An 18,410-nucleotide genomic window follows, 5' to 3' on the forward strand; every position below is an offset into this window, starting at 1 on the left:
TGAGGGAGTTATCATGATGAGAAAGAGTGCAATAGTTGCTCTTATGGCAACCAGCTTATTCGTTTCGAGTTGTACGAAAGACTATGCAGACATAAATAGAAAAATATCATCAGTAAGTCTCTACGGCCCAGAGGTCGAAACCTATTATGATCATGAAGAATTAGAAAATTATCAAAATAGAATCGAAGAAATTCTAGTCTGGCGCCACAACGCTATTGATTTCATTATCGACATACAAGAACAGAAAGTCTTAAAGAGTAGTCAAATCACTACAATGCACGAAGAAGGAACTGAAACCTACAAACGATTTAGAGATTCGGTATGGCCAAAAATTGATGAAACCAAATGGATTGTTGATCGCTATAACGAAGTAATTATCACAACAGATCGTCCATCAGAAATTTTAAAGAAGAAAAAGAAAGTAAGAACGAATCATAATCAAAAAAGAGATGCCCACGAAAATTATCGTTGGCAGAAATACAAAGAGATTACAATTAACCCAACTGATGAATTAGGTAAGGCCCTTATCTATGACATGAAGATGTCTATCGCTACAGCTCTTGTTATGTACGATAATTACATGATTGTACTTTCACAAATACAAGAGATGAAAAAGATTCGCCACCTCATTAACTACGATAATGCTGAATTAAAAAATCAACTAGCAAAGATTACTTTTAGCTACAACAAATATGACAATTACAATCGCGTTGAACGAGGCTTAGAACAATACCAAAACCTTCTAAAGTTCTATGCTGAAAATAATATTGCAACAGACCGTGCTAATTACTACCTAGATTCTCTCATTCAATCATCTATTAGTTTTGATAAATTAAATAAGGAATTTAAAAAAGGAATTCTTGGCAGAAAGATTTCGATGATCTGGCGCTATATTGGCGACTACTTTAAAGAGAGTAAAAATAATGCCACCCATGTTATTTCAAAAGGTTTTGGAAACACTGCAGGTCTTGTTCAAACAAGACGTGGAAAGCTTTATGATCCATCTCCAGAAAAAATTCAGGAGCTTGAGGCACAACTACAACCTCTTGATGTTTTACTAGAAAAGACACCATTTAGACTTACAGATAAATTCATTCCTGGTCACTGGGGACACGTTGCCATTTGGACTGGAAATAAGGCCCAGCTTCAAGAATTAGGAATATGGGATCATCCTGAGGTCGTCCCTTTCCACGATGAGATCGAAAATAAAGGAAAGCGAATTATTGAAGCACTTAGACCAGGTGTTCAGTACAATACTCTTCATCACTTTATGGACATTGATGACCTAGCTGCTGTTCGCTACCAAAGAGAGTTAACTCGTGAGCAAAAACAGGATTACTTAATCAATGCTTTCAAACAAGTTGGTAAGGTCTATGACTTTAACTTTGATGTTGAGACTGATGAGAGAATTGTTTGTTCAGAACTTGCTTACGTCACATTTGATGATATGGAATGGCCTGTGGCCAAGGCCGCTGGGCGCTATACAATCTCACCTGATAACGTTGGTGAAAAAGTTGGAGATGATAAATCATTTACAACAGTTCTACTGATTCACGACGGAAAAGAAGTAGCAAAGGATCTCAATGGAAACTTTGCTCAACTTATGAAAGATAGTACTTTAATTAAATAGATTACAATCGATTTAAAACAGAGAATTTCCAAGCTGGGGAATTCTCTGTTTTTTCAAAGAATACCTCTTCACTTACACTAAATTCACTTCGGTCAAACTCAGGAAAGAACACATCGGCTTCTCCTTCAAAATCAACTTCAGTTAAATAGATTCTATCAACCATTGGTAGGTAATATTCGTAAATGAATGAGCCACCAATAACCACGGCCTCTTCTACTCCAGCAGCTTTTAAATTATCTAAGACTTCTAGTGGATTAGAAAAAACTTCGCAACCTTCTATCGTTAAAGAAGGATCACGAGAGACGACAATATTGCGTCTTTTTGGCAGAGGCCTGCCGATTGAATCATAGGTTTTTCTTCCCATAATAATCGGCTTGCCACTTGTTATTTTTTTAAAATTTTTAAGGTCCTCGCTAATATGCCAAAGCAGATCATTGCCCTTGCCTATTTCACGATTCTTCCCTATTCCAACAATTAACGAAAGGATCAAACTGAAACCTCTCCTGCAATATGTGGATGGGCCTCATAGCCTTCAAGCTTGAAGTCTTCATAAGTAAATTCAAAAATAGATGTGATCTCTGGATTTACCCACATCTTTGGAAGTGGATGTGGCTCACGCGTTAGCTGAAGCTTTGCTTGATCCAGGTGATTTAAGTAAAGGTGAGCGTCACCCATTGTGTGAACAAAATCACCAAGCTTAAGACCTGTAACTTGCGCTAGCATCATTGTGAATAATGCGTATGAAGCGATATTAAATGGAACACCTAAGAAGATATCTGCAGATCTTTGATAAAGCTGACAAGATAATTTCATATCAGGTGAAACATAGAATTGAATAAATGAGTGACACGGTGGAAGTGCCATATTATCAACATCGGCCGGATTCCATGCAGTTAAAATATGACGACGAGAAAATGGATTTTCACGTAAACCTTTTACAAGATTTGCAACTTGGTCAACTTCGTCTCCATTTGGAGTTTTCCAGTGACGCCATTGGTATCCATAAACAGGTCCAAGATCACCGTTTTCATCTGCCCATTCATCCCAGATGCGAACTTTATTTTCTTTAAGATATGCAATATTTGTATCACCTTTTAGAAACCAAAGAAGTTCATGAATGATTGAACGAAGGTGACATTTCTTAGTAGTAACTAAAGGAAATCCTTCTTCTAAATTATAACGAGCTTGATAACCAAAAACTGAAATTGTTCCCGTACCTGTGCGATCTTCTTTCTTTTGACCGTTTTCAAGCACGTGTTTCATAAGATCTAAGTATTGTCTCATCCGTGTGTCTCCCAAGGTTGTGTGTGTTTTCTCTAAACTCAATTATAACGAAATAAGCACGATTTTAATAGCTTGCAACTCGTCAAAAAGGCCCATAAAATATTACAAATAAGGAAATATATTATGATAAAAATAGGATTAGAGCGTCTAAGAGATGACGCAAGTTTACAAAATAAAATTACAGGAAATATTGCATTACTTTGTCACAGCGCAAGCGTCGATACAAACTTCAAGGTTGCCCCAATTATTTTCAAGGAAATTTTTGGAGATCGATTCAAAAAATTATTTGGCCCTCAACACGGCTTCGTTAGTGACGTACAAGACAATATGGTTGAGACTGATCACTACACTCACCCATTCTTTGGTGTGCCAGTTTACTCACTTTATAGTGAAACAAGAAAGCCGACTTCTGAGATGCTTGAAGGTATTGATACTTTTGTTGTGGATCTTCAAGACGTTGGAACACGTGTCTACACTTATATTACAACAGTTACATATCTACTTGAAGAATGTTCAAAGCACGGTATTAAGGTCGTTATCCTTGATCGTCCTAATCCTGTGGGACTTGAAAAGATAGAAGGAAATATATTAGAAACTGAGTATAAGTCATTTGTAGGTGCACTAGAAATTCCACAACGCCATGGACTTTCAATGGGAGAATACGCACTCTTGGCCAAAAAGAAGCTAGGTATTAACGTTGAACTTGATATTATCGAAGTTGAAGGGCTAACAAGAGCAATGTTTTGGAAAGACACAGGACTTGCCTGGGTTAATCCATCTCCAAACCTACCAACACCTGAAGGATCACTTACATTTTGCGGAACCGTTCTTTATGAAGGAACAAACTTAAGTGAAGGACGAGGTACAACTCGCTCCCTTGAAGTTGTTGGCCACCCAGCAATAGAAGCCTACTCTTTTGTAGACTCACTTAAAGAGACACTTAATGAAATTGATAACGGAAGCTTTATTCTACGTCCGGTAAACTTCATGCCGACTTTTAATAAACATGCAGGAAATGCATGTGGCGGAGTTCACATTCACGTGACGAATGAAAAAGAATTCAATTCATGGCAAGTTTCTCAATATCTTTGTCGTGAGTTTAAGCGCGCCCTAGGAGACAAATTCCAGTGGGATGCTAAAGACTATGAATATGCGTTTGGCAAGCTGGCCATTGATCTTATTAACGGAAGTGAATTTGTCAAAGACTGGGTAGAGCGTCTAGGTAGCATGAGTGAACTTCGTGAGTTTGAAATTAAAAATCATAAAGAGTACTTAGAAGAAATTGAATCAATAAAAATTTATAAATAAAAATGGCCTCTTTCGAGGCCTTTTTTATTAATTATAAGTTTTCATCTGACCAGACTTAAAACGTGTAATATAATCATCCGCTTTCGCTTTAAGAAGATTTGAGAAACAAACCATTCCGATAATATTAGGAAACGCGATTGAAAGAAGCATTAAGTCTGCAAAGTCTAGTACGTGACCAATTTCAAGAACAGGACCTAATATAATAATAAATACGTAACAAAGACGATAGAACTTCACACTTTTAAAACCAATCCATTTTTCAAATAGAAATAAAGTTGCTCTCTCACCATAATAAGACCAAGAGATAACTGTCGAGTAAGCAAAAACACAAATGGCCATTAATAAACAATAAGGTGCCCAATCACCAAGAGTCGCAAAAGCATATGCCGTCATCTCTACACCTTTACCTGCAACACTAGGTTCAATGTGAGCGTTAGTAACAAGAAGAGTTAGGGCAGTAATTGTACAAACAATATGAGTATCAATAACTGGCCCAATCATCGCAACAACACCTTCTCTAACAGGCTCACTTGTTTTGGCCGCAGAGTGGGCAATGGCAGCTGATCCAAGCCCCGCCTCATTTGAAAAAGATGCTCTTTGAATCCCTACAAGCATAACAGCGAAAGCACCGCCAAAAACAGCGTCAGGTGTCATTGCCTCTCTAAAGATCATCGAAAACATATGAGGAATATTACTATAATTTGAAAGAATAATTGCGAGACAAGTAAAAACATAGAATGCGCACATTATTGGAACTAGCTTTGAAGTAACCGTTCCGATTTTTTTGATCCCACCAATAAGAACAACACCTGCTAAGAATGCAAGGATAATCCCTACGATCCACGGTGAAGTACCAGGGTGCTGATCGGCAATAATTTTGAAAGTTTGGTTTGCTTGAAATAAGTTACCACCACCAAATGATGCTCCAATAGTCATTATGGCATAAAAGATACCTAGGAACTTCCCTACCCAAATGAGCTTAGTTTTCTTAAACATTTCAGTTAAGTAAACCATTGGCCCACCTAACATATCTCCATTTGAAGTCTTATGCTTAAACATTTGACCAAATGTAGAAGAAGCAAATTTCATCGACATCCCAAAAAAGGCGATAATCCATAGCCAAAGCACAACTCCTGGACCACCTTTACCAATGGCAAGAGCAACACCTGCAATATTACCAAGACCAACAGTTGCTGAAAGTGCGGATGTTAGCGCTTGGAAGTGAGTAATATCCCCTTCATCCTCAGGGTTGTCATACTTTCCACGAATTACATCAATGGCGTGCTTAAAAAGTCGAATATTAATAAATCCAAGTCTTAGCGTGAAGAAAACACCACCAAAGACCATGACGAACAAGATTAATGGCATATCAATAATTGGAATATTCCAAAAAAGAAATGGATAGTATTTTCCATTTATGACACCAAAAATATTATTCACTTTATCTTGTAGATCAAGCTCGCTTTGAGCGTAGTCTTGGGCGTAGGTACTTAGGGTGATGATAGAAAAAATAATCCCCATCAACGTGCGAGACATTGCGATTTTAATCATTAAACAATCCTTTGTTTTAGTTTACTCTCTCAAAATTCGTATGCGTTTTTTATTGTGTCACAGTAAATTTTATAGAAACTTTATTGATCTTGTCACCTTTTTTATTTTCGGGCCCATTAAAATCGTGTATTCTTATTTCTTATAAAGATTTAAAAGGAGTAAAAAGTGAGTAAGTTACCAACGCTTGAAGAAGCGATTGAAATCGTAAAACCACTTGTTAAGTATTCAACAATTGATAATCAAAAACATATCGATCTAACAGTTGCTACGGCCGATAAGAGATTTATTAGCCAACAGGCGCTAATGGTTATTAAGACTTCAATCGAAGCAGGCCAAGCAGATGAAAAAGAAGTGAACGCTCGCCTAGGGCTTTAATCTTCAAATCAGTGCAGATTCTTGTCTAAGTCATGAGAAAGACCTACAGGAATCTGCGAAACTGAACCCACTCGCTTATTTTCTATACACCCTTGTAAGCCTTACACCAAACAAAGAATCCCAACCGCTTAAGTGCTAAAATAAACCTATGAAAGCACTACTACTAGCTCTATTCATTTCAACTCATACACTAGCGGCCATTCCACTAAGTGGAGATGATGAGAGATCAATTAACAATATCTCTAAGATGGCCATGCAGAATGTGCAGCTTAAAGAGATGACAAAAAAGCTAAATCTAGCAATTTTTGAATATGCAAAAGTTAGAGACCTAGCTGATCAGGACTACGCTTTAGAGTTAAATAATATTGCATCTGAGTTAACTCATTTAAATGACCACACAAGTGAGCTTTCACCAGAGTATTTAAAAGCATTAGAAGAAGATATTGAATATATCCATCAAGATTTAATCGAGATGAGATAACCCCTCCCCCCAAAGAAAAAATAAGACAAAAAAAGACCGAATTAATTCGGTCTTTTTTTTAATCAGCTCTTAAAAATTTTTGATAAATTAATCGATAGTCTTTACCAGAGTGATCACTAATGAAGATTTCACTTTGTTCGATGGCCATCCCGTAATAACGAGAGTCCTTATTGATATCGAAACGATACTGATAAGAACGATAAAGGTAGTATTTAGAGTCGTTGTGCTTTGTATAGATACCTACATCAAATCGATCATCAGAAATGACATTATAAACGTAATACTGAGATCCAACTAATTGCTGAACTTTCGGTGGCGCACCGACATTATTGAGCGTGTAATCACATAGTGACGCCATATAGAGATTATTTTCTGTTGGAATTTTAGTGATAAAATTCTTAACAACACCCTTCGTCCCCTTGAAAGTTGGAGTTGTATTGTAGTCATTAGGCACTTCAATATAAACACCGATATTTGAAATATCTCTTATCGTTGGGTCCCCATAAACTTTTTGACGACGAGAAAATATAAAGTCTTCTGAAAATACACCACGTAAAATATTATCGTGATACTCTTCAAGTCCTTCACACATTCTAGTTAATCGAGTTAAACTAACTTCACTTAAGGCCACATTCGATATCTGCAACGCCTCACCCGCACGGATTACACCACGATCATTTTGTTCATCCTTTCCATAATCTTCACAAGAAGATAAAGTTAAAACAAAAAATATAGGCCATAGTAAAACGACAAAAAGGCTCTTAAACATCAAATTCTCCAATAAAATAGATCGTTATATTATTCTAACGAATAAAAAGAAATTGAGTTCTGTTAATTTCTTACAATTAATCAATCGATAATGCGATAGTCGGCTTCAATCACATCTTTATCACTAGCTGGGCCTGTACCAGATTGATTTTGACCTGAGCGATAAGAGGTATGCTCATGTTGTTGGTATTTTTGAGTCGTCGGCTTAGAACCAGACAAAACGCCAGTGTTTCTAAGAATCTTTCTTATCTGAATAAAGATAAAATAAAAAATGGCGGCCTTAATTAATGCTGCAAACATGCTTAAAATCTAGCATAAAAGTAGCAAAAATATCATTAAAAATCTTAACTACGTGAAATTATTTTGTTATAGTGTGAGCGATTTCGAAATTATTATTTAAGCAGTAGGTATCATATGACAGAAAAACTGAATCTAGTTCACTGGGCCGACATGACGGCAGACCGCATCATTCGTCAACACGGCGACAAAAACGACTATGTAGTCGCAAGTGGGATCACACCATCTGGTGTTGTTCACTTTGGTAACTTTAGAGAAGTAATCACAACTGACCTTGTTGCTCGAGGCCTTCGTGCTCGCGGCAAGAATGTTCGCTTTATTTTCTCATGGGATGATTACGATACATTTAGAAAGATCCCAGCAAATCTACCAAAACAAGACGAATTAGCTCAGTACTTATTCCAACCAATCGTTGATACTCCAGACCCATTTGGAGAGCACGAAAGTTATGCCGCTCACCACGAGCATAATTTCGAAGAGCAACTTAAGAAAGTTGGAGTTGAAGTAGAACCAATCTATCAAGCAAAGAAATACCGCGCTGGTGATTATAAAGACCAAATCAAACTTGCACTTAATAAGAGGTTTGAAATTCGTGATATTTTAAACCAACACAGAAAAGAGCCGTATGGTGATGATTACTATCCAGTATCTGTCTACTGTGAAAAATATAAAACAGATAAGACGACAATCCTTTCATGGGATGGCGAGAGTAAGTTGCGTTATAAGCACAATGAGCACGACTATGAAGGTGAAATCGATATCAACACAACAAGTCTAGTGAAACTACCATGGCGTGTCGACTGGCCAATGAGATGGGCATTTGAAAAAGTTGACTTTGAACCAGGTGGTAAGGACCACTCTTCTCAAGGTGGATCTTTCACAACGGCCAAAGACATTGTAAAAATCTTTGATTGGGAAGCACCAATTTACCTTCAATACGATTTCGTATCAATTAAAGGTCTTGGTGGCAAAATGAGTTCATCAAAAGGTAACCTTGTTACAGTTAATGATATTCTAAAAGTATATGAGCCAGAAATGGTTCGTTGGATTTTTGCTTCTTATAAGACCAATGTAGATTTTGCGATCTCATTTGATTTAGATGTACTAAAAACTTATGAGGACTTTGATCGTCAAGAGCGTCTAGCTTATGGGCTTGAGCCAGGAAATGAGAAGAAAGTTGCAATGGCAAAGAGAGTTATTGAACTTTCTCAAATTGGAGAGCATCCAACAGAGTGCCCATTCCAACCATCTTTTAGACACCTTTGTAACGTTCTTCAAATTAATGATGGAAATATTGAAGCTGCACGTGCCTACTATGCTGATCAAATCAAAACTGAAAGAGACGAGAGACGCTTTAGAGAAAGAAGTACTTGTGCTCTTCATTGGCTACAAGAGAATGCTCCAGAAGAATTTAAATTTGCTATCAATAAAGAAGCAGTTGAAATGGAGCTAGAAAGTAATGTTCGTTCATACTTAGATAAACTTGTTTCACTATGTGAATCTGAATGGGATTCTATTGCAGACGATAAAGAATTCAATGATAAAATGTATGAGATTATGCACGAGCTAGAACTTAAGCCAGCAGATATCTTTGCACCGATCTATCAAAAACTAATTTCACGTGAAAAAGGCCCTAAGCTTGCTGGTTTCATCCGTACAATCGGGAAAGAGCGTGTAATTAAACTTCTTAAGTAAGAATACTTAAAAAATCTTTTTAAATACTAGGCCATCCTTAGCGATGGCCTTTATTTCAATTGGGTACTCTCTAAATTGTTTTAATCTTTTGGCCACTTCAAGGTCATTCTTTGATAATAAGCATAGTTTAAACTTTTTGCGATCAATATAGCATGAGCTTAAATGAGTATGTGCTATTTCGGCCTTTATAATCGCAAGGCCACACTTTCTGGCCTCACTCTCAAGTTCAAGCATTGTATTCATTATCGTTTTATAGTCAGAGACACTACGAGAAGAGCCTTTAAATATCTTTGACTCGAGAATGATATTTCCTTCCAGATGAAAGCGAATCTGCATCACTTCCCTTTTAATTACTCCGTATAGTGCATATGAGTGTCTTAATAATTTCTTGTCCCAACGAGTAGCGCCACAAACCATTTGATCATTACAGTATACCTGCTGCCCCACAGTTTTTAGATTGACGTACTCATTACTTAAGGCGTGAATTTTAACTCTTTCAAAGAAGCTCATTTCCATAAATAAGTTTTCGGTGAAGTTATAAATCAATGTGAATAAATCTTAAATATTGGTCACAATGGGAAAAATAGTGGCATTAGGGGCCCAAAAATCTTGATTTTTTGTAAAAACTCCTCGATTTAAATGTCATTTTTTGTGAAAAATCTCAGAATTTCTTACAATGGGCCTAAATATTGCGCCTCTAAATTATTGAAATTGTCACACTTCTTCTTTGTTCATAAAACATAATTAACAAAATAAAAAAAAACGAGAGGGGTTTTATTTATGAAAAAATTTTTAGTTGCTGCTGCTTTATTCGTTACATCTGCAATGGCCATGGCCGAAACTTGTCATGTTGATATGGTTGCCAGAAATGGTCGCTCAATCGATAAATTCTCATCTTATGATTATGATTTTGAAGCCGCTTGCCGCCAGGCCCTTAGGCAATGTACACGCGAACAAGATAGAAGATCATATGATCCAGTTGTTTCAAGAGCGACTTGTAATGTAACTTCAAGAAGGCCAGTTCCACCACCACACCAGAGAAAAGAAGTTTGTTCATTCAACTTAGTTAACACACAAAACGGAAGAGTTGTTGATACATTTACAGCTCAAGCAAATAACGAGCACCAAGCTTGTCGTAAAGCAGATGATAAATGTTTTGATGCAAGATACACGAAGCAAAACCCATGGAAATTCTCATGTGAAAAAATCCGTGGAGGTTCAAGACCAACACCAAGACCAAACCCAACTGTAACAAGATTTTGTACAGTAGATAGAATCGCAAATGGATCAATATCAGGACGTGTCGTACAAACTTATACGTCAAGTGCAACTGCAATGTCAGCATACGAAGCTGAAAGCCGTGCTTGTCAAAAAGCAACAAGTGACTGTGCAATGGATGCCAGATATAGCCAACGTCGTGATACTTGTATGAGAAGATACTAATTATCCAATTTTTATAGAAAATCTAATACTCCATTAGATTTTGGTTGTAGCAGAGGGCGCCTTTTCCAGGGCGCCCTCTTTGCGTTTTGGGCGTAATTTGATATGATGCCAATCATAAAAGTGAGGTATCAAATGACAAATAATGTCTATAGTAATCGTCGTAAACAACTTCTAAATATGATGGATGATGGAATTGCCATTATCGCTTCAGCTAAATATGCACATAAAAGTAATGATACGGAATTTCCATTTCGCCAAAACTCAAACTTTCGTTATCTAACTGGATTAACGGAAGCAGATAGTGCACTAATTCTTTCTAAAAAGAATGGTGTTGAAAAACAAATTATCTTCGTTCGTCCAAAAGATGAAATTGCTGAGATGTGGGCCGGAAAAAGACTTGGGCCACATAAAGCAAGTGAACTTTTAGGAACAGATGAAGGTCACTCAATTGAAGATCTTGATAAGAAATTAGAAGAACTTCTTCCTGGACACAAAAGCCTATACGTTCACCTAAGTGAGCGCACAGATATCGCTGACAAAGCTAGAAAAATTGCGGCCTCTTTATTTAGCAAAAAAAGAGCACAACAAGAATTGCCACCAGAGACATTTAAGAATGTTGGGCATTTAATTGAGAAAATGAGATTCATCAAAGATGAAACTGAAATCGCACAAATGAGAGAAGCCATGATTGTTACAGATCGCGCCCATCGTGCGGCAATGGCCCTTGCAAACCCAGGTGTTTCAGAGCAGGAAGTAAACGCCCTGATGACTTACCTTTTCATGAAAGGACCAACTCAAGGAAGTGCTTACGATAATATTATTGCAGGTGGAAATAATGCTAACTGCCTTCACTATATTAAAAACGATGAAATTCTAAATGCAGGAGATCTGCTTTTAATTGATGCTGGTAGTGAGTTAAATGGTTATGCGACAGATATCACTAGAACTTTCCCTGTAAGTGGAAAGTATACTGGAATTCAAAAAGAAGTTTATAATATTGTTTTAGAATCACAATTAGCGGCCATTGAATTATCAAAGCCAGGCAACAACGCTACAATTCTTCATAACAAAGTTAGTGAGATTCTAACTCAAGGACTAATTGATCTTAAGGTTCTTGAAGGAAGTGTTAGCTCAAATATTGAACAATCGAATCACAGAAAGTTCTTCCCACACGGAACAGGACACTGGTTAGGTCTCGATGTTCACGATCAAAACCCATACCTAGTTGATGGAACAAGTGATCCGATGCCATTTACTAAAGGCTGTATCTTCACTATTGAGCCAGGACTTTACTTCTCAAATGAATTCACAAATATTCCAGAAGAACTAAAAGGAATTGGAATTAGAATTGAAGACAATATTCTAATTACAGATAATGGACATGAGAACCTATCTCACATGATCCCTAAAACTGTTGAAGAAGTTGAAGAAGCTTGTGCAAAAGATGTAAAGGACTTCCTACTGTAATGAAAACGACAAATCTTCTTTTAGTTACACTATTTATTTTCTTAGGTGCTTCATGTGCTACTAATGATAGACGAGATGATGAAATTCATCTCGTTCATTGGAATATTAAAGAACTAGACAACACAAAACTTAGTAAAAAAAATGATCAGCTAACAAGTGTTAAGAATATTCTGGAAAAGCTAGACTTTGATGCCATTAGTGTAAATGAGATCCAATACGATCTACCAAATGGAAAAAACCTAGAAAAACTTTTAGGACAATTAAAAGAAGATACGAGTGAATTTGCCTTTAGCTTCACTCAGGCCAACACAGGAAATAAAGCAAAGAAAGTTAATGGCAAGTATTCAAAAGATAGAAAGAATGCCGATCAAGTTAACTACGGCCTATTTCCTGGACAGTACTCAACTGGTTTTGCCTCAAAGCATCCAATCAAAGAGGAAATTATTGTAAAAGATCTTCAGTGGAAAGAGTTTAACCCGGCCGCTGACTTTTCAAAATTTCGTGATGGTGCAGGAAAAAAACTGCCTAAAGAAATGGAGCTTTTTGATAAGAGCTTCACTCACCTAGTTGTTGAAGTGGCCGATCAAGATGTACACATCATTCTTCTTCACACTGTTCCAAGTTATCACTTTGGAAACCGCCAAACTCCAAACTATGAAAGAAATCGCGATCAACTGCGATTTCTAGAGTGGTATGTAACGGGAGCAACAAACTTCAATGTAAAACTTCCAAAGAAGTATGCACACTTAAAACCAATTCATAAAGAAGATCGAGTCATCATCATGGGTGATTTCAACACTTCAATCTATATGAATAATCCAGGTTCTGTTGTTCTTAGAAGATTATTTAATCACCTAAATCCTTGGCTTAAAAACCCAGGGCCAACAAATGAAAGACAAACATTTGCAGCTAACCGCAACCCTCTAACACTAGACTATATTGCTTACAGAGGCTTAAAGCTTATCGATTCAGGTATTTATAATCCTGAAACACTTGTGAATAAAGGCAATGTATTTTGCACGCCACCAAGTCAGCTGCCAAAGTATATGGTTAAAGGATTAGATAAGCGTGTAAGTTGTATCGATGACGATGCAATTGAGCTTAAGAAGGCAAGCGACCACTTCCCTATCTGGGCAACGTTTAGACTTTAAAAGAAAGGCCAAGCTAAAGCTTGGCCTTAAATATTTTGTGAGTAATATAATTATCAAACATTAGACAGTTAAGTATCTTAAACCTGGCGATTTAGAATAAAGCCACCAATAAGCTCAAGAGGCTTGATCGTTTCAGCTAAGCGCTCTTCATTGAACCCACGAGAAATTAATTCTGTGCGAATTTCGTGAAGGATATCATTAGCTTCATCAACAAGTGCTGTTGCTTCATTTTTAATATTAGAAACATTTTCTGAGATTTCTTCGAGATTAACGATATCCTTAAGCTCGCCACCTTTTTGATACTCATCCATCTTAAGAGGATTTGCCGCAAGATAGTCATAGACAACTGAGTTAACTAAATTCTGCTCTAGATCAAGGTGAGCATCCTTTAGGCTTTCTCCATCACTGAAATCAAGTGTGTCATCTACCATCTGGAAAGCAATTCCGATTAGGTGGCCAAAGCGTGCAGCTTTAGATGCAAGCTCTTCATCCTCTACACCAAGGTAAGCTCCAGACCAACAGCACCACCCCATAACAGAGGCCGTTTTGTGAAAAGCAATTTTTTCAATAATTTCTTTCGAGTACTTACGAGAATCGAGAGCATCAGACTGAACCCATTCACCAATTGCAAGATCTTGAATTACCTGAGACATGCTTTGAAGAACTTTGATTGAGCCAATTTTAGAAAGGCTTAAGATAACGTCTGCTAGCAGATAATCTCCAGCAAGAACGGCCTTCTTATTTGATGCCTCAACATTAATTGAAGGATTCCCACGCCTTTGCGTTGCGCCATCAATAACATCATCATGAGCAAGTGAAGCAGCATGAACCATTTCAATTGCACGAGCACATATTGCGACATCCTCTTTTTCGTGCGCATTAAAAAAATCTGCCATTAGATATGTCAGCATAGGACGCAGGCGTTTTCCACCAGATAAAACAGTTTTAGCAAGAACTTCCTTAATTGCTTTAAGGCAGTTTTCGGACTTAATTTCTAGGTCAATATTGACCGCTTTCTCTAAAATTTGTGGAGGGATGCTTTCAAAAAATTCGTTCATAGTTTTTTCCGTTTTAATAGTAATACCACTTGTCGAAAGGGGCCGTAAATGATTAATATAACGCAAATACTATTGATAAACACTGCACTGCAGAAGGACTGATTAAATATGAGCAATAAAGAGCTTGCGACAAGAAAAACAAAGTCATTTGAAATCTTTGATAAAATTGCCGGAACATACGATTTACTAAATCACATCCTTTCATTTGGTATCGATATCTACTGGCGCAAGGTGGTTATTGCCAACCTTCCAAAGAGAGAAAAACTTCAGTGTCTAGATCTTGCTTGTGGAACTGGAGATTTAACAATTGCACTTGCTCGTGCAAAAAATGTTGAAAGCGTAACAGGTATCGACTTATCAAAAGGTATGATCGAAATTGGAAAGAAGAAAATTGTTGCTAAGAAATTAGATAAAAAAGCCAAAATGCATATTGGCGACGGTGTTGAAATCCCAGCGGCCGATGAAACATTTGATGTAACAAGTGTAAGCTTTGGTATTAGAAATTTCCCAGACTTCAAAAAATCATTACAAAATATGTACAGAGTGATTCGTCCAGGTGGAAGAAGCTTTGTTTTAGAATTTTCTATTCCAAAGAACTTTCTTTTTCGTGGGATCTACTTCTTCTACTTTAGATACTTACTTCCATTTGTTGGAAACCTAATCTCTAAGCATAAAGATGCTTATACCTATCTAAATCAAACTGTAGAAGATTTTCCATATGGACAAGAGTTTGCAGACGAGATGACAAAAGCAGGTTTTAAAAACGTTAGATTTATTACTCTTACATTTGGGATCGCCACTCTTTACATTGGAGAGAAGTAATTGCGTTTATCTGCTAACAACCTCCAAATTGATATCATCAACGCCCTGATTAAACTTGATTGTTCAAGTGAAGATTTAATCAAAGGTAGTGAATATAGTCTTGTAAAGTTTGAGGCCGGGTTTAATAATATCTCATCTATTATTGACCTCTTTCAAACTTCAAAAAAGTTTTACTTTCTAAACAAAGACAAAGATACAGAGTTTCTGGCCCTTGGTTCTTGGCGTGACTTTAGCTCCCTTTACCACTACGAAGATATTGAGAGGCTAATTGAGTCTCATGATTTTCTTAAAATTTGTGGTGCTCAAAGATTTAAAGCTGAAGCAGATTCGCTTGAGTGGCATGGACTTGAAGACTGCTCGTACTTTGTTCCTAAGGTCTTAATCGAAACGACACCTCAGGGTGTTGATATCAATGTAATTCTTCCAAACTCATTCTTTGCGGATGAGCAAAATAAGAAAGAGGCCCTTCATGAATTGGCCATTACCCTTGATCCAAATCCTAGGCATATGCATAGTGATTACAATCATATTACAAAGAATATTTCTGAGACTAGTAAGAATCAGTGGAGTAAAATAGTTGAAGCCGCAGTTTCTAAGATTAATCGTTCACAAATTTCTAAGATAGTTCTTTCTAGAAAACTTAAGGTTTCATTTAAGAACCCTATCAGTTCATATGAACAATTTAAGACACTAAAAGAAAACAATAGCTACAATAGCTATAATATCTTATTTCAATTTTCAGCACACCAATGCTTCTACAGTGTAACACCAGAGACTCTATTTAAGCTTGATGGCAGAAAAGTTCTGATCGACAGTATTGCAGGAACGACGAAAAGAGGCGCCAATAAGCAAGAAGATGACACGCTAGAGGCAAATCTACTATCTAATACAAAAGAGCTTGAAGAACACAGACATGTTTCAAGTTATATTGAAGAGACGCTAGCTAATTTGGCGAGTGATATTGAAATTACTAAAAAAGAACAAATTCTAAAACTTAAATATATTCAGCATATTCATACGAAGTACGAAGCGACTTTGAATGATAGTGCTAAACGCAGTGATCTAATCACTAAACTGCACCCTACTCCTGCAGTTGCGGGGCTTCCAAAGCCACTTGCAATTAATCTTATTAGTGAACTAGAAACTAATTCTCGCGGGCTCTACGCTGCCCCAATTGGTTATTTTTCAAAAGACAAAACTGAGCTTGCAGTTGGTCTAAGGTGTGCACTTGTGGATAAAACAGACCTACATATTTATGCTGGCTGTGGAATCGTTAAAGATTCTTCGGCGGAAAAAGAATGGAATGAAACCACAAACAAAATGAAAAACTTCACTGAAGTTATCAAGGCCAAATCATGGACAAATTTCCAGTAACTGAAAATCTTTCAAGACTTTGGGCATCAATCATTGTTGATGAATTAGCAAAGAATTCAATCACGCAATTCTACGCGGCTCCAGGAATGAGAAATGCACCAGTTCTTGCCGCTGCTCACTATCATGAGCTTGTTGACACATATTCATACTTTGATGAAAGAGCACTAAGCTACAGGGCCCTAGGGCGATCTAAAGTCTCAGACTCAATTCCCCTGCTTACATGTACATCGGGAACGGCCATGGCCAATTTTGCGCCGGCAATTATCGAGGCAAATAAATCAGGGCTACCATTAATAATATTAACAGCTGATAGACCTAGTGAATTAGTTAAAACGGATTCAAACCAAACAATAGATCAATTAAGTGTTATTGCTGATCACACTTGTTATAATTTAAGTCTTGAGGCACCAAATGAAGCGCTAAGTGCTACGAGACTTAGAACGCTAATTTCAACGGCCATAGGACGCGCAAAAATCAATAAGAGGCCTGTACACATTAACCTTCCTCTTAGAGAGCCACTTGACTCAACACCAATGCCTATTTCAAAAGAGTATCTTGAAAAAGCGCTAGAGAGTTTTAATAATAACGGTGCCAAGGTGATCTCAAGTGCTTATCAGACTTACCAAATGGAGTTTGAACTAGGACAAAAACTAGTTGAGGCAAAGAATGTCTTACTCGTTATTGGAAAACTTGATGGAAAAAAAGATCTTGAGCATTACCAAGACGCGCTAATGAAAATCAAGGTGCCAAAGTATCTTGATATCACAAGTGGACTAAAGTACCAGTTCTGTCTCGAAGACTATCTGACACCAAACTTTGATCATCCAGAGGTTTTGGATGTTTATGAACAAAGTCCACCGGAGATTATCATTCATATCGGTGGCCGCTTAGTTTCAAAGCATTATTATAATTTCTTAGAAAGAAATAAGTGTGAACTTATCCATGTAACAAATGTGGATTTTGATCACGACCCAGGATTTTCAAACACATATAAAATTATTTGTGATCCACTTTCGTTTTTAAATGGACTCGTAAAACTTGAACTGAATCAAGCACCACCAGTTATGTGGCATGATTTCGTGGAAAGAAAGAGGGCCGTTATCGAAGAAGAAGAGCTGACTCAACCTTTTATCTCTAAGAATATTATTGAAAATATTGATGAAAACTATGATCTTCTTGTAGGTAATTCAACAATTGTCAGAAGCTTTGATAACTTTGTATCAAGTAATTACAGATCAAATGTAAATGTCTTCACTAACCGTGGCGTTAGTGGGATTGAAGGGTTTGTTGCAACATTAGTTGGACTAAGTGATGAGAATGATAAACCAAAACTACTAGTTCTTGGCGACATTTCATTCAAGCATGATCTAAACTCTCTATATATGCTAGAAGAAGCTGCCAAGGCCGGAAAAAACCTAAGTGTTATTATTATTAATAACTTTCAAGGCGATATTTTTAATCTTCTACCTATTGCTAAAGAGAAGGAGTTTCTTCCTCTTTTAACGACTCCACACAACGATCGCTTTGATCGCTTAATAAAAGCATTTGATGGCCTATCATATGAGTGCTGTGAAACGAAAGATGACTTCAATAAACTTGTGGCAAAGGCCCTAAGTTCTAAAGGGGTCAATATTATAGAGGCCATAACAAATAATGAGTCAAATATGGCACTCTTTAAAAAATTAAAAACAGTAAAAAGGTAAAAG

At 37.0% G+C, this 18,410-nt stretch carries 18 protein-coding genes; 11 read left to right on the plus strand and 7 right to left on the minus strand.

Annotated elements, in window-relative coordinates; translation table 11 throughout:
* The first annotated feature begins 13 nt into the window (after positions 1-13).
* Positions 14-1,630, plus strand: a complete 1,617-nt coding sequence (locus ACMAYL_RS01845; RefSeq protein ID WP_103217279.1) for a YiiX/YebB-like N1pC/P60 family cysteine hydrolase — start codon at positions 14-16, stop codon at positions 1,628-1,630.
* Between the two features lies 1 nt (position 1,631).
* Here the strand turns inward: ACMAYL_RS01845 and ACMAYL_RS01850 are convergent, their stop codons facing one another.
* Together ACMAYL_RS01850 and ACMAYL_RS01855 are read right to left on the minus strand one after the other, a co-directional pair.
* Positions 1,632-2,120 carry a dihydrofolate reductase gene (locus ACMAYL_RS01850; RefSeq protein ID WP_199177521.1) on the minus strand — a complete coding sequence of 163 codons (489 nt, stop codon included), beginning with the start codon at positions 2,118-2,120 and terminating at the stop codon, positions 1,632-1,634.
* On the minus strand, positions 2,117-2,914 hold the full coding sequence (locus tag ACMAYL_RS01855; RefSeq protein WP_103217280.1) for a thymidylate synthase: 798 nt from the start codon (positions 2,912-2,914) through the stop codon (positions 2,117-2,119). The genes ACMAYL_RS01850 and ACMAYL_RS01855 overlap by 4 nt, the downstream gene beginning before the upstream one ends.
* Before the next feature lie 123 nt (positions 2,915-3,037).
* Between ACMAYL_RS01855 and ACMAYL_RS01860 the strand changes: the two genes are divergently transcribed.
* Positions 3,038-4,222, plus strand: coding sequence for an exo-beta-N-acetylmuramidase NamZ domain-containing protein (locus tag ACMAYL_RS01860; RefSeq protein ID WP_103217281.1), 1,185 nt, complete (start codon positions 3,038-3,040; stop codon positions 4,220-4,222).
* Between the two features lie 27 nt (positions 4,223-4,249).
* Here ACMAYL_RS01860 and ACMAYL_RS01865 read toward each other — a convergent pair whose 3' ends face one another.
* On the minus strand, positions 4,250-5,773 hold the full coding sequence (locus tag ACMAYL_RS01865; RefSeq protein ID WP_412469581.1) for an alanine/glycine:cation symporter family protein: 1,524 nt from the start codon (positions 5,771-5,773) through the stop codon (positions 4,250-4,252).
* 165 nt (positions 5,774-5,938) lie between these two features.
* Between ACMAYL_RS01865 and ACMAYL_RS01870 the strand changes: the two genes are divergently transcribed.
* Both ACMAYL_RS01870 and ACMAYL_RS01875 read left to right on the plus strand, forming a co-directional pair.
* The gene (locus ACMAYL_RS01870) at positions 5,939-6,148 is read left to right on the plus strand and encodes a hypothetical protein (RefSeq protein ID WP_103217283.1); all 210 of its coding nucleotides are present in this window, start codon (positions 5,939-5,941) and stop codon (positions 6,146-6,148) included.
* Positions 6,149-6,296: 148 nt separating this feature from the next.
* The gene (locus ACMAYL_RS01875; RefSeq protein WP_103217284.1) at positions 6,297-6,629 is read left to right on the plus strand and encodes a hypothetical protein; all 333 of its coding nucleotides are present in this window, start codon (positions 6,297-6,299) and stop codon (positions 6,627-6,629) included.
* A 58-nt stretch (positions 6,630-6,687) separates the two neighbouring features.
* On the opposite strand, the gene ACMAYL_RS01880 is transcribed toward ACMAYL_RS01875, so the two are convergent.
* Together ACMAYL_RS01880 and ACMAYL_RS01885 are read right to left on the minus strand one after the other, a co-directional pair.
* The gene (locus tag ACMAYL_RS01880; protein WP_103217285.1) at positions 6,688-7,398 is read right to left on the minus strand and encodes a hypothetical protein; all 711 of its coding nucleotides are present in this window, start codon (positions 7,396-7,398) and stop codon (positions 6,688-6,690) included.
* 80 nt (positions 7,399-7,478) lie between these two features.
* Positions 7,479-7,697, minus strand: coding sequence for a hypothetical protein (locus ACMAYL_RS01885; protein WP_103217286.1), 219 nt, complete (start codon positions 7,695-7,697; stop codon positions 7,479-7,481).
* Positions 7,698-7,811: 114 nt separating this feature from the next.
* Between ACMAYL_RS01885 and lysS the strand changes: the two genes are divergently transcribed.
* The gene (gene lysS / locus ACMAYL_RS01890) at positions 7,812-9,389 is read left to right on the plus strand and encodes a lysine--tRNA ligase (protein WP_103217287.1); all 1,578 of its coding nucleotides are present in this window, start codon (positions 7,812-7,814) and stop codon (positions 9,387-9,389) included.
* A gap of 6 nt (positions 9,390-9,395) precedes the next feature.
* Here the strand turns inward: lysS and ACMAYL_RS01895 are convergent, their stop codons facing one another.
* Entirely contained in the window at positions 9,396-9,905 is a 510-nt protein-coding gene (locus tag ACMAYL_RS01895; protein ID WP_412470657.1) for a hypothetical protein, read from the minus strand.
* 264 nt (positions 9,906-10,169) lie between these two features.
* Between ACMAYL_RS01895 and ACMAYL_RS01900 the strand changes: the two genes are divergently transcribed.
* The 3 genes from ACMAYL_RS01900 to ACMAYL_RS01910 all read left to right on the plus strand — a co-directional run bounded on the left by ACMAYL_RS01900 (position 10,170) and on the right by ACMAYL_RS01910 (position 13,450).
* Positions 10,170-10,832 carry a hypothetical protein gene (locus tag ACMAYL_RS01900; protein WP_103217289.1) on the plus strand — a complete coding sequence of 221 codons (663 nt, stop codon included), beginning with the start codon at positions 10,170-10,172 and terminating at the stop codon, positions 10,830-10,832.
* A 132-nt stretch (positions 10,833-10,964) separates the two neighbouring features.
* The gene (locus ACMAYL_RS01905; protein WP_158246821.1) at positions 10,965-12,299 is read left to right on the plus strand and encodes an aminopeptidase P N-terminal domain-containing protein; all 1,335 of its coding nucleotides are present in this window, start codon (positions 10,965-10,967) and stop codon (positions 12,297-12,299) included.
* Complete coding sequence (locus ACMAYL_RS01910) at positions 12,299-13,450, plus strand: hypothetical protein (RefSeq protein ID WP_412470658.1); 1,152 nt, start codon at positions 12,299-12,301, stop codon at positions 13,448-13,450. Before ACMAYL_RS01905 ends, ACMAYL_RS01910 begins: the two co-directional genes overlap by 1 nt.
* A gap of 77 nt (positions 13,451-13,527) precedes the next feature.
* On the opposite strand, the gene ACMAYL_RS01915 is transcribed toward ACMAYL_RS01910, so the two are convergent.
* A complete protein-coding gene (locus ACMAYL_RS01915; RefSeq protein ID WP_412469583.1) occupies positions 13,528-14,508 on the minus strand; it encodes a polyprenyl synthetase family protein in 981 nt (326 codons plus the stop codon).
* A 108-nt stretch (positions 14,509-14,616) separates the two neighbouring features.
* Between ACMAYL_RS01915 and ubiE the strand changes: the two genes are divergently transcribed.
* From ubiE to menD, 3 genes are read left to right on the plus strand one after another with little or no spacing between them, the layout of a single operon-like run.
* A complete protein-coding gene (gene ubiE / locus ACMAYL_RS01920) occupies positions 14,617-15,330 on the plus strand; it encodes a bifunctional demethylmenaquinone methyltransferase/2-methoxy-6-polyprenyl-1,4-benzoquinol methylase UbiE (protein ID WP_103217293.1) in 714 nt (237 codons plus the stop codon).
* On the plus strand, positions 15,331-16,704 hold the full coding sequence (locus ACMAYL_RS01925) for an isochorismate synthase MenF (protein WP_412469584.1): 1,374 nt from the start codon (positions 15,331-15,333) through the stop codon (positions 16,702-16,704).
* Positions 16,686-18,407, plus strand: coding sequence for a 2-succinyl-5-enolpyruvyl-6-hydroxy-3-cyclohexene-1-carboxylic-acid synthase (gene menD / locus ACMAYL_RS01930; RefSeq protein ID WP_103217295.1), 1,722 nt, complete (start codon positions 16,686-16,688; stop codon positions 18,405-18,407). The genes ACMAYL_RS01925 and menD overlap by 19 nt, the downstream gene beginning before the upstream one ends.
* Positions 18,408-18,410: the final 3 nt, after the last annotated feature.

Source organism: Halobacteriovorax sp. RT-2-4 (genome assembly GCF_047085445.1).
Lineage (GTDB): Bacteria > Bdellovibrionota > Bacteriovoracia > Bacteriovoracales > Bacteriovoracaceae > Halobacteriovorax_A.

Coding starts and splice junctions, on each gene's coding strand:
- ACMAYL_RS01845 (WP_103217279.1), top strand. CDS start 14: ATGATGAGAAAGAGTGCAATAGTTGCTCTTATGGCAACCAGCTTATTC.
- ACMAYL_RS01855 (WP_103217280.1), bottom strand. CDS start 2,914: ATGAGACAATACTTAGATCTTATGAAACACGTGCTTGAAAACGGTCAA.
- ACMAYL_RS01860 (WP_103217281.1), top strand. CDS start 3,038: ATGATAAAAATAGGATTAGAGCGTCTAAGAGATGACGCAAGTTTACAA.
- ACMAYL_RS01865 (WP_412469581.1), bottom strand. CDS start 5,773: ATGATTAAAATCGCAATGTCTCGCACGTTGATGGGGATTATTTTTTCT.
- ACMAYL_RS01875 (WP_103217284.1), top strand. CDS start 6,297: ATGAAAGCACTACTACTAGCTCTATTCATTTCAACTCATACACTAGCG.
- ACMAYL_RS01880 (WP_103217285.1), bottom strand. CDS start 7,398: ATGTTTAAGAGCCTTTTTGTCGTTTTACTATGGCCTATATTTTTTGTT.
- ACMAYL_RS01885 (WP_103217286.1), bottom strand. CDS start 7,697: ATGTTTGCAGCATTAATTAAGGCCGCCATTTTTTATTTTATCTTTATT.
- lysS (WP_103217287.1), top strand. CDS start 7,812: ATGACAGAAAAACTGAATCTAGTTCACTGGGCCGACATGACGGCAGAC.
- ACMAYL_RS01895 (WP_412470657.1), bottom strand. CDS start 9,905: ATGGAAATGAGCTTCTTTGAAAGAGTTAAAATTCACGCCTTAAGTAAT.
- ACMAYL_RS01900 (WP_103217289.1), top strand. CDS start 10,170: ATGAAAAAATTTTTAGTTGCTGCTGCTTTATTCGTTACATCTGCAATG.
- ACMAYL_RS01905 (WP_158246821.1), top strand. CDS start 10,965: ATGACAAATAATGTCTATAGTAATCGTCGTAAACAACTTCTAAATATG.
- ACMAYL_RS01910 (WP_412470658.1), top strand. CDS start 12,299: ATGAAAACGACAAATCTTCTTTTAGTTACACTATTTATTTTCTTAGGT.
- ACMAYL_RS01915 (WP_412469583.1), bottom strand. CDS start 14,508: ATGAACGAATTTTTTGAAAGCATCCCTCCACAAATTTTAGAGAAAGCG.
- ubiE (WP_103217293.1), top strand. CDS start 14,617: ATGAGCAATAAAGAGCTTGCGACAAGAAAAACAAAGTCATTTGAAATC.
- menD (WP_103217295.1), top strand. CDS start 16,686: ATGGACAAATTTCCAGTAACTGAAAATCTTTCAAGACTTTGGGCATCA.